This is a genomic window from Actinomadura alba (genome assembly GCF_014323705.1).
Classification (GTDB): domain Bacteria; phylum Actinomycetota; class Actinomycetes; order Streptosporangiales; family Streptosporangiaceae; genus Actinomadura_C; species Actinomadura_C alba.
The window spans coordinates 48006-62044 of sequence record NZ_JABVEC010000013.1 but is presented as its reverse complement, the minus strand read 5'-3'; the positions used below and the strand labels follow the sequence as shown (position 1 = coordinate 62044).

The window sequence follows — 14039 nt, the reverse complement described above, 5'->3', positions numbered from 1 at the left end:
TGCACGCTCGCGGCCGGCGCCGTTCAGGACGCGGTGACGGCCGCCTTGATGCGCTGTGCAAAGGCGTCAGCGTCCCTGCGCGCGGCGCTCAGGGCAAAGCCCGCGATGAGTTTGCCGATGCCGTGGCCTTCCAGGACGTTGAAGACCCGAAGGCGGGTTCCGCCCTCCGGGGTGGGCGCGAGGTCGTAGCCGCCCTCGGTGGCCGTCACGAGATTCTTGGAGATCTCGGTCCAGCGGATCCTGCTGGGCGGCTCGAACTCGGTGATCCGGAACTCCCGCTGGGTCTTCATTCCGGCGTCCTTGACCGTGCTGGCGTATACGGTGCCCACCGCGGTCGGGCCGTCCGTGGACTTCGCCATCCGCAGCACCCGGGGACTGAACTTGGGATCGTTCTCACCGTCGGCGAGGAACGCGAAGACCTCTGCAATGGGGCGGTCGATCTCAATCGTCGCCTCGAACTGACCCGCCATGGCCCCTCCTCTGGTCGTTCGCGCTCCGACTGCGGCGCACATTGCATTGTCCCACGGACGGGCGGTAGACGGAACGATCTATACAGGAGATAGAACGTTCCGTATAGTCGAGCCATGCCAAGTGAAACCGAACCCCCGACCTCCTCCGCCCGCCGCCGGATCCTGGACGCCGCCGACAGGCTGTTCTACGTCGACGGCATCAACGCCACCGGTATCGACGCCGTCATCGATACCGCCAAGGTGGCGCGCATGACCTTCTACAAGCACTTCGGCGGCAAGGAAGGTCTGATCCTGGCCTACCTCGACGGCCGGGACGTCCGCTGGCGCGGCATCCTCGAGCGGGCCATCGAGGCGGCGGGCGACGACCCGTCCGCCAGGTTGCTGGCGGTCTTCGGCGCGCTGCGCACCTGGGCGGTGTCGGAGTCCCGATTCCGTGGCTGCTCGTTCGCCAACGCCATGGCCGAGCTGGCCGACCCGGGCCACCCCGCACGTGAGGTCGTCACCTCCAGCAAGAAGGCGCTGCGCGAACGCATGCTCGGCCTCGCCCAGGCGACCGGTACGGCCGACCCCGGGCTGCTCGTCGACCGGCTCCTGTTCGTCTACGAAGGAGCCATCGCCAATCACGCGCTCGGCAACGTCAGTGATGTCATGGACAAGGCGCATGCCACCGCGCGGCTACTGATCCACGACGCCACCCGTACACCGGCGAACACGGCGAACCGACCCGCCGCTTCATGACGTCGCGCGGGTCAGCACGTTCAGGGGATCGGCCATCAGTTCGGAGAAGGCCAGTTCGGCCGCACCCATCAGGGTGGTGTCGTCCCCGAGAGCGGAGGTACGGAGTCGCACCTTCTCCCGCGAGATCACCAGCACGTTGGCCGTTATCCGGCTGCGGACCTGGGCCGCCGAACCCCGGTAGACGTCACGCAGCATCCCACCGAAGACCACCAGGCCGGGGTTGAAGAGGTTGATCAGATTCGCCACTCCGATGCCGAGCCAGTCGCCGATCCGGTGCAGTGCCTCGCGCGCCACGATGTCGCCGCGCTCGGCGGCGTCCACCACGGCCCGTACGGCCTCGCGGCCGACCAGTTCGGGGGACCGGCCGGCGGCGTCGAGCAGGGCCCGCTCGCCGACCTCCGCCTCGAGGCAGCCTCGCGAGCCGCACCCGCAGGGCCGCCCGTTGTACGGGTTCACCACCATGTGCCCGAGCTCGCAGCCGTAACCGCCGTCGCCGTCCAGCAGCTTGCCGCCGACAATGATCCCGCCGCCCACGCCGACATCGCCGTGCAGGTAGATCAGGTTCTGGACGCCGATGCCCACCCCGCGCTGGTGCTCGGCCAGCGCGCCCAAATGGGCCTCGTTGCCCACCGACACCGGCAGCCCGAGCTCCAGCCTGAGGCCGAGTTCGGTACCGAAGGCCTGATCGACCCAGCCCATGTCCGGCCCGAAACGCACCATCCCGTCGCCGGGCCGGATCATGCCGCAGTAGGACGCGCCGATTCCGACGCACACCGAGTTGGAGTCCGCCTCGCGGTGCATCTCATGGGCGAACCCGGCGAGTACCCCCACCACGTCGTCGAGGTCGGCCCCGGCGCGTCGCCGGACGGCCTCCCTGCGGTCCAGGACCTTGCCGCCCAGCCCCACCCGGGCGGCGACCAGCCGGTCCACGGCGACGTCGAAGGCCAGTACGTACACCCGGTCGGACTGCGGGCGCACGACCAGCGACGGCCGGCCTGCCCTGCCGGTGTCCTTGGGGAGTTCCTCGCGCACCAAGCCCGCCGAGGTGAGCTCCGCGGTCAGCGCCATGATCGTGCTGCGGTTCAGGCCCATCCGGCCGGCCAGCGCCGTACGGGAGACTGGCCCGCCAAGGTGCACGTGCCGGAGCAGGGTGCCCAGATTGCGCTGGCGGATCTCCTCCTGGGAACGACCGGCTTTCAGCATCGTCCCCATAGGACCACAATCATCAGCGATCCGACACCTGGTCGGCCTCGTAGCGGTAACCACGGCCGCGCAGGGTGGTGATGCGGAACGCGTCCTCTCCGTGCTGCCCGAGCTTGCGGCGCAGCGCCGAGACGTGCACGTCGAGTGTCTTGGTGGGGCCGAACCAGTTCACGTCCCAGACCTGGTCGATCAGGTCCTCCCGGGTCACCACCTCACCCGCGCGGGCGGCAAGGCACGCGAGCAGATCGAACTCCTTGGGACGCAGTGCGATCTCGGCACCACCGATGGTGGCGCGCCGGGCGGCGAGATCGAGCCGCAGCCGACCGACCGTCACGTACCGTTCCTCTGGACGGGCCGCGCTACGGCGCAGGTGGGCCCGCAGGCGGGCCATCAGCTCGGTCAGCCGGAACGGCTTGGTGAGGTAGTCATCGGCTCCGGCGTCCAGTGCGATCACCACCTCGAACTCGAGCGTACGGGCGGTCAGCACCACGATCACCGTGTCGTGCAGCGTCATGCGGAGCTTTCTGCACAGAGCGACCCCGTCGACGTCCGGCAGCCCGAGGTCCAGCAGGACCAGCTCGGGCGCGACCCGGTCCACCATGTCCAGCGCCTGCTTCCCGGTGGTGACCCAGCCGGCCTCGTAGCCCTGGCTGATCAGCGCCTCGGTCAGCTCGGTGCCGATGGCCTCGTCGTCCTCGACGACCAGTACCTGAGCTCCCATGACACCGATGGTAGGCCGGGCAAGGTAAGCGCCGCGTTCACCCGGGTGGGCGCATACCCTGCAGGCAGCCGCTCGACAGGAGGCTTCAGCCGTGGCCCTGCGCCCGCACCCCGCGTCCCCGGCCGGCGTACCGCTGCGCAGGCGGCTGCACATGGCCATCGTCGGGATCACCACCTTGGCCGTCGTTCTTTTCGCCATTCCGCTCGGTGTCGCCGTTCAGCGGCTCTATCGGGGCGAGGCCGTGACGTCGCTCGAACGCGACGCGACCCGGGTCGCCGCGGTGGCACCCGACGATCAAGCGTCGTATCCCCGTGCGGTCCGGCTGCCCAAGGGGCTGCATCCCTGGTTGAGCGTGGGGATCTACCGGGACGGCGGCGAGCGCATCGCGGGTGAGGGACCCGCCCGGTCCAAGACCGCGGCCGACGCCGCGGACGGGCGGCTTCATCAGTCCGTCGAGCACGGCCAGCTGACCGTGTCGGCGCCGATCCCCTCCGATGAGGTCCCGCGGGCGATGGTGCGGGTGAGCATGCCCGACGACACCGTCACCGATCGGATCAGGAGAGCGTGGCTGCTCATGGCCGGCCTGGCCATGTTGGTCATCGGGCTCGGAGCGGCGCTCGCCCGTCACCAGGCGGGCCGGCTGGCCGGGCCGCTGGAACGGCTGACCGGGGCGGCTCAGGCCCTCGGTGACGGCGACTTCACGATCAGGGCCAAGAGTTCCGGAGTACGCGAGGCCGAGGCGGCGGAACTCGCCCTGGAGGCGACCGCCCGCCGTCTCGGCTCGGTGCTGGACCGCGAACGCGCGTTCAGCGCCGATGTCTCGCATCAGCTCCGTACCCCGCTGACCGGCCTGCTGCTCGGGTTGGAATCGGCGCTGGAGCGGCCCCGGGCCGACCTGCCCGCCGCCATCCGGACGGCCGTCCGGCGCGGCGAGCATCTGCAGGACATCATCGAAGATCTGCTCCGCCTGGCCCGTGATGCCGGACCCGAACGCCAGCGGCTCGATACTCCGGCGCTCCTCGACGAGCTGCGAGCCCGCTGGCACGGCCCTCTCGCCGCCACTGGCCGCCCGTTCACCATCGTCGTGCAGCAGCCGCTGCCGGAGATCCAATCCATGCCCTCCACGATCCGGCAGATCCTCGACGTACTCGTGGACAACGCGGCCGTCCACGGGCGCGGCCGGATCACCGTCGAGGCCGGCGACGTCGGCACCGGGCTGGCCATCGACGTTTCCGACGAGGGATCGGGGATCGCCGACGGCGAGGACGTCTTCGCCCGGCGGAACTCCACCGGGAAGGGGCATGGCATCGGGCTGGCCCTCGCCCGCTCTCTCGCGGAGGCCGAGGGCGGGCGCCTGGTGCTGCGGCGGCCCGTTCCGCCGATCTTCACCCTGCTGCTGCCGTCGCCAGGCAACGACGGCCAGTAGGCGGAAGGTAATCACGGGGCTTACCTCGCGCTAAGCCGCCGCTGACCGGGGCCTTCCTACCGTGGCGGAACATCCCCACGACCCGGGAGCCCCGATGCGCACGCACCATCACCGGACCGTGACCATGGTCCTCACCATCGTCCTCGCCACGACCCTCACCTCGGTGGCCGTCGCGGGCTGCGGACAGGCGACCGACCGGCGGATCGCCGGACCCACCGCCGGCTCCTCGACCCGGCCGGGCTCCTCCGACGCTCCCCGGCCGCACGAGACCGAGTCGAACCCGCCAGGCGACATTCCAGACGACACGCAGTACGTGGCCTTCCGGTCGCACGGATACGAGATCAAGGTGCCCGAGGGCTGGGCACGCACCGATCTCGCGACGGGCGCGAGCTTCACCGACAAGCTCAACACCGTCCGGGTGGAGGTCGTCCCCGCCGCTGCGGCGCCCACCCCGGCGACGGCCCGTGCGCAGGAGGTCCCGAAGATCGAGGCCGCCGGGCACAACGTCGCGCTCCAGAAGATCGAGACCGTGCAACGCCACGGCGGGACCGCCGTACGGATCCGGTACGCCGCCGACAGCACACCCGACCCAGTGACCGGCAAGATCGTCCGCGACGCCGTCGAACGCTATGAGTTCTTCAGCCACGGGCAAGAGGCCGTGCTCACCCTCTCCGGCCCGGTCGGCGCCGACAACGTCGACCCGTGGCGCACCGTGTCGGACTCCTTCCGGTGGGCGGCATGAGCCCGGTGGTGCTGGAGGCGACCGGCCTCTACCGCTTCTACCGCGCCGGTGAAGAGGAGACCGCCGCGTTGCGCGGCGTCACCCTGCGCGCGCTGGCCGGCGAGTTCATCGGGATCAGCGGGCCCTCGGGCTCGGGCAAGTCGACGCTGATGGCCTGCCTCGCCGGGCTGGACGAGCCCGACGGTGGCACCGTCCGCATCGAGGGCACCCGTCTCAGCCACCGGCCCGAAGGAGAGCGAGCGGCGCTGCGCAGCCGGCTCGTGGGGGTGATGTTCCAGTCCGGCAACCTCATCGAGCACCTGACCGTTCGCCGCAACATCGAACTGGCCCAGCGCCTCGCCGGGCGGTACGACCCGGCATGGCAGGCCGAACTGCTTGCGGAGTTGCGGATGGAACAGCGCGCCGACAGCCGTCCGAGCAGGCTGTCCGGCGGCGAAACCGCCCGGGCCGCCCTCGCGGTCGCGCTCGCCACGCATCCCGCCGTCGTACTCGCCGACGAACCCACCGGTGAGCTCGACGCCCAGACCGAGCGCGAGGTGCTCGACCTGCTGCGCGATCAGACCGAGCAGGGCACGGTCGTGATCGTCGCTTCGCACAGCGCCGCCGTGGCCCACGCGGCGGACCGTACGGTGACGATGCTGGACGGAGAGATCCGGTGAACACCCTCGTCGAGCTTCAGGACGTGGCGCGCACCCACGGGAGCGGATCCGCCTCGGTGGTCGCCGTGCACGGCGTGAGCTGCCGGCTCGAATCCGGCGACCAGGTCGCGGTCACCGGCGCGTCGGGATCCGGCAAGACCACGCTCCTGCATCTCATCGCCGGCCTCGACCGGCCCACGACCGGGTCGATCCGGTGGCCGGCGCTCGGCGGTCATCCGCTGAGCGAACCGGGACAGGTCGGCCTGGTGTTCCAGGGCCCGAGCCTGCTGCCGCCCCTCGACGCGGCCGACAACGTCGCGCTCCCCCTGCTGCTCGCGGGTGAGGCACCGCGGCCGGCTCGCGAGAAGGCCCTGGAGGCGCTGGCCTCCGTCGGCGTCGGCGACCTCGCCGGACGCCTTCCCGAGGAGCTGTCCGGCGGGCAGGCCCAGCGGGTCGCCGTGGCGCGCGTCCTCGCGGCCTCCCCACGGCTCATCGTCGCCGACGAGCCCACCGGCCAGCTCGACTCCCCGCACGCGCTCACGGTGATCGACCTGCTCGTCGACGCCGCCACCGACCTGGGCGCCACGCTGGTCGTCGCCACCCATGACCCGCGGATCGCCGGCCGGCTGCCGCGACGGTGGGCGATGCACGACGGCACCCTCCGAGAGGACGAGACATGCTCACCCTGATCTGGCTACGCGGGCTGCTCCTCCACCGCGCCGCGCGCCTGGCCGCGGCGGCGGTCGGGGTGGCGGCGGCGGTGGCGCTGCTCGCCTCGCTCGGCGCGTTCCTCACCTCGGCCAAGTCCACGATGACGCAGCGGTCCATCGACCGTGTCCCGGTCGACTGGCAGATCGAGGGCGACCCGTCCATCGAGCCGGCGCTGCACGCCGACCGCCGGTTCACCGACCTCCGCCGCGTCGACTTCGCCGACACCGCCGGGCTCGAGGCCCGCACGGCCGGGCAGACGCTCACGACCGGCGCCGGTCAGGTGCTCGGCCTGCCGTCCGGCTACGCCGCCGCTTTCCCGGGCGAGCTGCGGTCCCTGGTCGGCGGGGCCGACGGCGTGCTGCTGGCCCAGCAGACCGCCGCGAACCTGCACGCCGCCCCCGGCGACACGGTGAAGGTGCAGCGCGCCGGGCTGCCGGCGGCGCAGGTCCGCGTCGACGGCGTCGTCGAGCTCCCGAGCGCCGATTCGCTCTTCCAGAAGGTCGGTGCTCCCGTCGGCGCCCAGCCACAGGCTCCGCCGGACAACGTTCTGCTCCTGCCGGCCGACACGTGGCATCGTTTGTTCGATCCCGTGGCGCACGCCCGTCCCGACCAGGTCCGCACCCAGTTCCACGCCCGGCTCCGCCATGCCCTGCCCGCCGATCCGGCCGGCGCCTACGCCCGGGTCTCCGGCAGCGCCCGAAATCTGGAGGTACGGCTGGCCGGTGCCGGGCGGGTCGGGGACAACCTCGGCGCGGCGCTCGGCGCGGCCCGCGCAGACGCCCTCTACGCCCAGATCCTCTTCCTGTTCCTCGGTGCGCCCGGGGCCGTCCTCGCCGGGCTGCTCACCGCCGTCATCACCGGTTCCGGTGCCACGCGGCGCCGCACCGAGCAGGCGCTGCTCCGCACCCGAGGCGCGACCCGCCGGACCCTGCTCACGCTCGCCACCGCCGAGGCCGTCGCCGTCGGCGTCGTGGGCGCCGCGGCCGGACTCGGGATCGCCGCGCTGACCGGGCGGCTGGCCTTCGGCTCGGCCGGCTTCGGCGCGACTCCGGCGACGACGGCGTACTGGGAAGGTGGCGCCGTCGTCGCCGGGCTGGTCATCGCCGTCCTCGCGGTGCTCATCCCGGCCGCCCGCGACGCCCGCCACGGCACCGTGGCGAGCGCGCGCCGGCAGATCGGCGCCGCACGGCGAGCACCCGCCTGGCTGCGGTACGGCCTCGACCTCTGGCTGCTGGTCACCGCGGGCGCGGTGTTCTGGGCGGCCGGGCGGAACGGCTACAAGATCGTGCTCGTGCCCGAAGGACTGCCGACGATCTCGGTGAGCTACTGGGCCTTCGCGGCCCCCGCGCTGCTGTGGGCCGGTGCGGGGCTGCTCACCTGGCGAGTGACGTACTGGCTGCTCGGCCGCGGCCGCCCCGTGGTGGCCAGGCTCAGCCGCCCGCTCGCCGGAGGACTGGCCGACACGGTCGCCGCGACGCTGTCCCGTCAGCGCGTACTCATCGCGCGCACCGTCGCGCTCGCCGCGCTGACGGTCGTGTTCGCCGGCACGACGTCCGTCTTCGACGCCACCTACCGTCACCAGGCGCTCGTGGACGCCCAGCTCACCAACGGCGCCGACGTCACCGTCACCGAGTCGCCGGGCGCGTACGTCCCGCCCGGCGAAGCGCGCCGGATCGCCGCCGTACCGGGAGTGGGCCACGTCGAACCGTTGCAGCACCGGTTCGCCTACGTCGGCGCGGACCTGCAGGACCTCTACGGCATCCGGCCCACCGGCTTCAGCGCCGCCACCGAACTCCAGGACGCCTACTTCTCCGGCGGCACCGCCCGCGAGCTCATCGGCAGGCTCGCCCGGCGACCCGACGCCGTACTCGTCAGCGAGGAGACCGTCAAGGACTTCCAGCTCCGTCCCGGCGACCAGCTGAGGCTCCGGCTGCAGGACGGCCGCACCAGGCAGTACCGAACAGTCGTCTTCCACTACGCGGGGATCGCCAAGGAGTTCCCCACCGCCCCGCGCGACAGCTTCCTCGTCGCCAACGCCGACTACGTGGCCGCGCAGACCGGCAGCGACACCGTCGGGACGTTCCTCGTCACGGCCAGTGGGCGGTCCCCGCACGAACTCGCGGCGAACCTGCGCGGCCGGCTCGGCTCCGGCGCGCAGATCACCGACCTCGACTCGGTCCACCACGTCGTGGGCACCAGCCTCACCGCGGTGGACCTGCGCGGGCTGACCACCATCGAACTCACCTACGCAGTGGCGCTCGCGGCCGCGGCCACCGGCCTCCTGCTCGCCCTCGGCTTCACCGAGCGCAGGCGCACGTTCGCCCTCGCGAGCGTGCTCGGCGCTCGCACCCGCCGGCTCGGCGCCTTCGTCTGGACCGAGGTCGCCGTCGTCACCGTCGGCGCGGCCCTGATGGGCGGCCTGGCCGCCTGGCCGCTCTCGCACATGCTCGTCAAGATCCTCACCGGTGTCTTCGACCCGCCGCCGGCCGGCCTCACCGTCCCGTGGGCCTACCTCGGCCTGGTCGTCGCCATCGGGCTCATCGCCCTGCTGGCGGCCGGCGCCGCGGCGATCCGGGCCGTACGCCGGCCGCCACTCACCGTCCTGCGCGACCTCTAGGACGGTGAACCCTGTCATGCGCCCCTCCTCGGGGGCGGCCCTTCGGCTGATGAGAGGACATACGGGTTGAGCGTGATCAACATCGGGCAGGCGGTGGTGCTCGGGATCGTGGAAGGGATCACGGAGTTCCTGCCGATCTCGTCCACAGGGCATCTGAAGATCGCCGAAGGGATCATGGGGATCCCGGTCGGCGACGATGCCGTCGTCGCGTTCTCCGCGGTCGTCCAGACCGGGGCGATCGCCGCGGTGCTCGTCTACTTCTTCAAGGACATCCTGCGGTTCGCCACGGCCTGGTTCCGCGGGCTGACCGACCAACAGGCCCGCGCCACCCATGACTCGCGGTTCGCGTGGTGGGTCGTCTTCGCCACCATCCCGATCGTGCTCGTCGGACTGGCGGCCAAACCGCTCATCGACGGCCCGCTGGCCTCGTTGTGGGTGGTGGCCGCCTCGCTCATCGGCGGCAGCGCGGTCATGTGGCTGGCCGAACGGCACGCGACCCTCAAGCGCGGCGAAGCCGAGATCACCTTCGCCGACTCGATGATCGTCGGCTGCTCGCAGATCCTCGCCCTGCTGTTCCCCGGTTTCTCCCGCTCCGGCGCGACACTTTCGCTCGGCCTGTTCCGGGGTCTCGACCGCGTCGCCGCGACCCGGCTTTCGTTCTTCCTGTCGGTCCCGGCGCTGACCGGGGCGGGCCTCTACGAGCTCAAGGACGCCCTGGGTACGGGGACGGACGCCGTCGCGCTGGTGACCGGCACCGTCGTCTCCTTCGTCGTCGCCTATGCCTCGATCGCCTGGCTCCTGCGCTACGTCGCGAAGCACGGCTTCAGGGTCTTCATCGTCTACCGCCTCGCCGCGGCCGCCTTGCTGATCACCTTGCTCGCGACCGGCAGGCTCTGACCCCGGGCATCCGGCCCCCATCCCCGGGGTCACGAGATCCGCTGCCCCGCAGGGATCATTCGAGGAGTCGCCGGGCGATCGCCGGGGGCTCACGCCCGGCGATGAGCCAGCCCGTGGCGGTGGCGAGCAGCGGTACGCCGACGATGGTGATGCCGAGTTCCATCAGCGGCATCCGGCCGAGCGCGCTCAGGTCCGACGCGTAGGCGCCGATCAGGCCGAGGTAGGCGCCGGCGGCGCCGAGGACCGTACCGGCGGTGGCCAGCGCCCCCGCGGTGACGGCGGTCAGCGTGCGCCGCATCGCGCTGGTGGCTCCGGCCGCGGTGAGAGTGCGGAGCTCACCGCCCGCCTCGCCACGGATGGTGCCCACTGTCATGGCCAGGACACCGAGCGCGAGGACGACTCCCCCGGCGGTGGCCGCCGTTCGCAGGGTGCGCAGTGAGCTCTGGTCACGTCTGGCCTCGACGGTGAGCCCCGCGGCCGCCGCCATGTCACGTGCCCCGGTGATCTGCGCGCCGGTGATCGGCTGAGCGCTCTTTATCAGCCAGCCGACCCGGACCGGCGTCCAGCCGCCGCGCCGCATCCCGTTCGGCGTGATGAACGAGGTCGGCGCGGAGGAGTAGGCGGGCAGCCTCACCGGCTGTACGCGAGGAACCAGATCCCTCTGTGCCACGTTGACGAACTGCACCCGACCGGTCTCGACGGTGAGGACGTCGGTGTCGGGCCGGATCGCCGGAAGGTCGAGGCCGAAATGACGGGCCAGCTCCGGGGTCACGACGTAGACGGCCTTGGATCGCCAGCCGTTCCCGGCCGGCGTTCCGAGCTCGACCACCGGCCGTACGCCCGGACCGCCGCCCGCCGACCGTTCGGGTCGCGCCGAGACGTCGACCGCCATGTCGAGTGGGACCACCGCGGGCCGGTCGAGCGTGGCGGCGTAGCGATCGACGGCGGCTCGCATCCGGTCGAGCTCCGCGGGTGTACGTTCGGCGGCGACCGGCTCGGCATCGCCGACGCGGACGAGCAGTTCGGTATCGGCCAGATTCCCCTGCTCCGCGGTGTATTCGGCGGCGGCCGAGGCGACGACCGTCGCTATCGGAACGCCCAGCGCCAGGCTGATCGCCGCGAGGGCCGCCCCGGCGCGCGCCTGGTACCGGCCGAGATCGCGAAGCGGCAGCCGCACGGCGATCGGCGTCCGCGTCGCCGCCCACGCGAGGACCCGCACCGCCGGCGGGCTGATGAGCAGTATGCCGGCGCCGATCGCGATGACGCCGGTGATGATGAGCAGCGGATTGGACTGGTCGGCGAGAGCGAGCGACGCCACGCCTCCGGCGAGGCACAGCCCGGCCACCGGGATCGAGCGGCGCGCGGCCTTCGGCCGGGGCGGGCGGGCCGAGAGCGCGGCGGTCACGGGGATCCGCGCCATCGCCCGGGCCGGCCACCACGCGGCCGCGGCCGGTGTCGCGACGGCGACGAGCAGGCTCAGTCCGAGCAGCGGGTACGGCAGGCTGAAGGGGTCGATGCGATGGGCCAGCGGTTCCTCCAGGCGACCCGCGAGGACCAGCCAGAAGAGGACGCCCAGGGCGGTGCCCGTGACCGACGCGATCACTCCGATGACGGCGCCGTTGGCGATCAGTACCAGCCGCAGGTGCCTGTCGGTGGCGCCGATGGCGGCCAGCATCCCGATCTGGCGGAGCCGCCGGTGCGCCACCGCGGCGAATCCGGCCGCGGCGACCAGCGAGACCAGGAGCAACGCGACGGTGGCGACGCCGAACACGCCTGCGGCGGCCAGCGACTTGGTGGTCCGGTTCCTGAGCTGGAACGCGATGGGACGGTCGCCGGCGGTGCGGTAGTCGTCGAAGCGCTGCGCCCCGGCCCGCGCGAGCACATCGGCCGACGTGGGCCGGCCCAACGTGCCGGGCGCGGCGAGCGCGAACTCATCGTTCAGGTCGTGCGGGTTCTCGACCAGGCCGACGACCCTGACGTCACGTCCGTCGAGCCGGAGGGCGGATCCGACCCGGGCGTGGAAGGCCGCGGCAGCGTCGTCGGTCAGCGCCACCTCCGCCGTCCCGGCGGGGAGGCGGCCGTCCCGCAGGCGCAGCATCGGCCGGCTGAAACGGCCCTGGGGGTCCTGTGCCCGCAGATCCAGCGGGTCGACCGAGCCCGGCAGCGGCACCTGCAGGTGCTCGATGACCTCGATGGGGCCGATGCTGTCACGGGCGACGGTGATGTCGGCCCGCAGCGCCTCGGGATCGGACCCGTCGAAGGACAGCAACTGCGAGGCGGAGCCGAACGTGGCCGTGGGCGAGGACGCGACGTTGTAGGCCAGGGAAACGGCACATGTCACCCCGGCCACCGTGAAGGTGACGAGTGCGAGGACCAGCGTCTGCTGGCGCCATTCCCGGCGGAACAGTCGCCACGCCCAGCGGACCACGGCCCGGCGCGCGACGAGACCGCCGTTCGCCGCCGTCCTCTTCGGCGGTTCGGCGCGTTCCCCGGCGACGGGTGTCGGTTCGGTGCGTGTCGTCATGCGCGGGGCTCCGTCTCGACGGCGAGCAGCGACTCGGGGCCGGCCGGCGGAGCGGTCTGGTCGACGACGACGCCGTCGCGGACGAACACCACCCGATCCGCCCACGAGGCCAGATGGGCGTCATGCGTCACGAGGACCGCTGCGGCTCCCCGCCGGCAAGCGACCTTGAGCAGGCGCATGACACCCTCACCGCTCACCGAGTCGAGCGCGCCCGTCGGTTCGTCGGCGAGGAGCAGTCTCCGGTCGCCGACGATGGCCCGCGCGATCGCGACCCGCTGACGCTGCCCACCGGACAGCTCGTCGGGATAATGACCGGCGCGATCGGTGAGGTCGAGTTCGCCGAGCGCTTCCAGGCCGGCCTCGCGGGCCGCCTTCGGTCTCATGCCGTCGAGCTCCAGCGGGAGCGTGATGTTCTCCACCGCCGTCAGACCCGCCAGCAGGTTGAAGTCCTGGAAGACATAGCCCACGCGCCGCCGGCGCATCCTGGCCCGGTCGTTGCGGGACATTCCCACCAGCGACGTGCCCTCGACCAGCACCTCTCCACTGGTGGGCTCTTCAAGGCTGCCCGCGATCGTCAGCAGAGTGCTCTTGCCGGACCCGCTGGGGCCCATGACCGCGACCATCGTCCCGCTCTCGACCGACAGATCGACGCCGGTGAGCGCCTTTACCGCCGCCGGCCCCTCCCCGTAGACCTTCGAGACTCCGCGCATCTCGAGCACCGGGCTCATCGGTCCGCCCCCTGCCTCGTGGCCTGCGGGCGTTCCTTCGTCTCGGCGGGAGGGGTCTTCGGCCGAGGGAGACGTCTGAGCCGGGCGTCTGCGGTGTCGAGCCAACGGCTCACCGCGTGGAGCCGGAACAGTTCGGCGTCGGCGACCAGCAGCACCCCGAGGTCGTCCTCGTCGGCGGTCTCCTTCAGCCGGGTGTACCGCTGCATCATCTCCACGACATGGCGGCGATGCACCTGGAGGATCTCTTCGACCGCCGCTCCCGGCACCCGAAGCGCCACGAGAATCTTGATCACCAACTCGTCGCGCGGTGGAGCGTCACCAGGAGGCGTGCGCAACCAGACGGCGAGTTCCTCCCCGCCCTTGGCCGTGATGCGGAAGGTCTTCTGCGGACCCTCGGCCTCGCCGTCGTCGGACTCGACCAGGCCGTCTCGCTCCAGGCGTTGCACGGTCGTGTAGACCTGACCGACGTTAAGCGGCCAGACCTCCCCGGTCCGGGCCTCGAACTCCTGGCGCAGCTGCAACCCGTACTTCGGGCCCTCACTGAGCAGGGCCAACAGCGCATGTCGCACGCTCATCACACAATCCCATCGCGTCGCATACTCAGTATTATACCCAGTATACAGC

At 71.9% G+C, this 14039-nt stretch carries 13 protein-coding genes; 7 read left to right on the top strand and 6 right to left on the bottom strand.

Annotation, left to right across the window (positions count from 1 at the left end; all coding sequences use genetic code 11):
• Nucleotides 1-23: 23 nt before the first annotated feature.
• On the bottom strand, nucleotides 24-470 hold the full coding sequence (locus tag HKK74_RS18510; protein ID WP_187244490.1) for an SRPBCC family protein: 447 nt from the start codon (nucleotides 468-470) through the stop codon (nucleotides 24-26).
• 114 nt (nucleotides 471-584) lie between these two features.
• Here HKK74_RS18510 and HKK74_RS18505 point away from each other — a divergent pair, with 114 nt between their 5' ends.
• Complete coding sequence (locus HKK74_RS18505; protein ID WP_187244489.1) at nucleotides 585-1208, top strand: TetR/AcrR family transcriptional regulator; 624 nt, start codon at nucleotides 585-587, stop codon at nucleotides 1206-1208.
• On the opposite strand, the gene HKK74_RS18500 is transcribed toward HKK74_RS18505, so the two are convergent.
• Together HKK74_RS18500 and HKK74_RS18495 are read right to left on the bottom strand one after the other, a co-directional pair.
• Nucleotides 1203-2411, bottom strand: coding sequence for an ROK family transcriptional regulator (locus HKK74_RS18500; RefSeq protein WP_187244603.1), 1209 nt, complete (start codon nucleotides 2409-2411; stop codon nucleotides 1203-1205). The two genes, HKK74_RS18505 and HKK74_RS18500, sit on opposite strands and share 6 nt — an antisense overlap.
• Before the next feature lie 22 nt (nucleotides 2412-2433).
• Nucleotides 2434-3132 carry a response regulator transcription factor gene (locus HKK74_RS18495; protein ID WP_187244488.1) on the bottom strand — a complete coding sequence of 233 codons (699 nt, stop codon included), beginning with the start codon at nucleotides 3130-3132 and terminating at the stop codon, nucleotides 2434-2436.
• Nucleotides 3133-3223: 91 nt separating this feature from the next.
• Here HKK74_RS18495 and HKK74_RS18490 point away from each other — a divergent pair, with 91 nt between their 5' ends.
• The 6 genes from HKK74_RS18490 to HKK74_RS18465 all read left to right on the top strand — a co-directional run bounded on the left by HKK74_RS18490 (nucleotide 3224) and on the right by HKK74_RS18465 (nucleotide 10163).
• Entirely contained in the window at nucleotides 3224-4558 is a 1335-nt protein-coding gene (locus tag HKK74_RS18490) for a sensor histidine kinase (protein ID WP_312881599.1), read from the top strand.
• Between the two features lie 94 nt (nucleotides 4559-4652).
• Nucleotides 4653-5300, top strand: a complete 648-nt coding sequence (locus HKK74_RS18485) for a hypothetical protein (protein ID WP_187244487.1) — start codon at nucleotides 4653-4655, stop codon at nucleotides 5298-5300.
• Nucleotides 5261-5959 carry an ABC transporter ATP-binding protein gene (locus HKK74_RS18480; protein ID WP_222722438.1) on the top strand — a complete coding sequence of 233 codons (699 nt, stop codon included), beginning with the start codon at nucleotides 5261-5263 and terminating at the stop codon, nucleotides 5957-5959. The genes HKK74_RS18485 and HKK74_RS18480 overlap by 40 nt, the downstream gene beginning before the upstream one ends.
• On the top strand, nucleotides 5956-6627 hold the full coding sequence (locus HKK74_RS18475) for an ABC transporter ATP-binding protein (RefSeq protein ID WP_187244486.1): 672 nt from the start codon (nucleotides 5956-5958) through the stop codon (nucleotides 6625-6627). The genes HKK74_RS18480 and HKK74_RS18475 overlap by 4 nt, the downstream gene beginning before the upstream one ends.
• Nucleotides 6615-9266: an FtsX-like permease family protein gene (locus HKK74_RS18470; RefSeq protein ID WP_187244485.1), complete on the top strand. Its 2652-nt coding sequence runs from the start codon at nucleotides 6615-6617 to the stop codon at nucleotides 9264-9266. The genes HKK74_RS18475 and HKK74_RS18470 overlap by 13 nt, the downstream gene beginning before the upstream one ends.
• A 72-nt stretch (nucleotides 9267-9338) precedes the next feature.
• Nucleotides 9339-10163, top strand: coding sequence for an undecaprenyl-diphosphate phosphatase (locus tag HKK74_RS18465; protein WP_312881611.1), 825 nt, complete (start codon nucleotides 9339-9341; stop codon nucleotides 10161-10163).
• Nucleotides 10164-10218: 55 nt separating this feature from the next.
• Here the strand turns inward: HKK74_RS18465 and HKK74_RS18460 are convergent, their stop codons facing one another.
• From HKK74_RS18460 to HKK74_RS18450, 3 genes are read right to left on the bottom strand one after another with little or no spacing between them, the layout of a single operon-like run.
• A complete protein-coding gene (locus HKK74_RS18460; protein ID WP_187244483.1) occupies nucleotides 10219-12687 on the bottom strand; it encodes an FtsX-like permease family protein in 2469 nt (822 codons plus the stop codon).
• On the bottom strand, nucleotides 12684-13415 hold the full coding sequence (locus HKK74_RS18455) for an ABC transporter ATP-binding protein (protein ID WP_187244482.1): 732 nt from the start codon (nucleotides 13413-13415) through the stop codon (nucleotides 12684-12686). Before HKK74_RS18455 ends, HKK74_RS18460 begins: the two co-directional genes overlap by 4 nt.
• Entirely contained in the window at nucleotides 13412-13990 is a 579-nt protein-coding gene (locus HKK74_RS18450) for a PadR family transcriptional regulator (protein WP_187244481.1), read from the bottom strand. Before HKK74_RS18450 ends, HKK74_RS18455 begins: the two co-directional genes overlap by 4 nt.
• Between the last annotated feature and the right edge of the window lie 49 nt (nucleotides 13991-14039).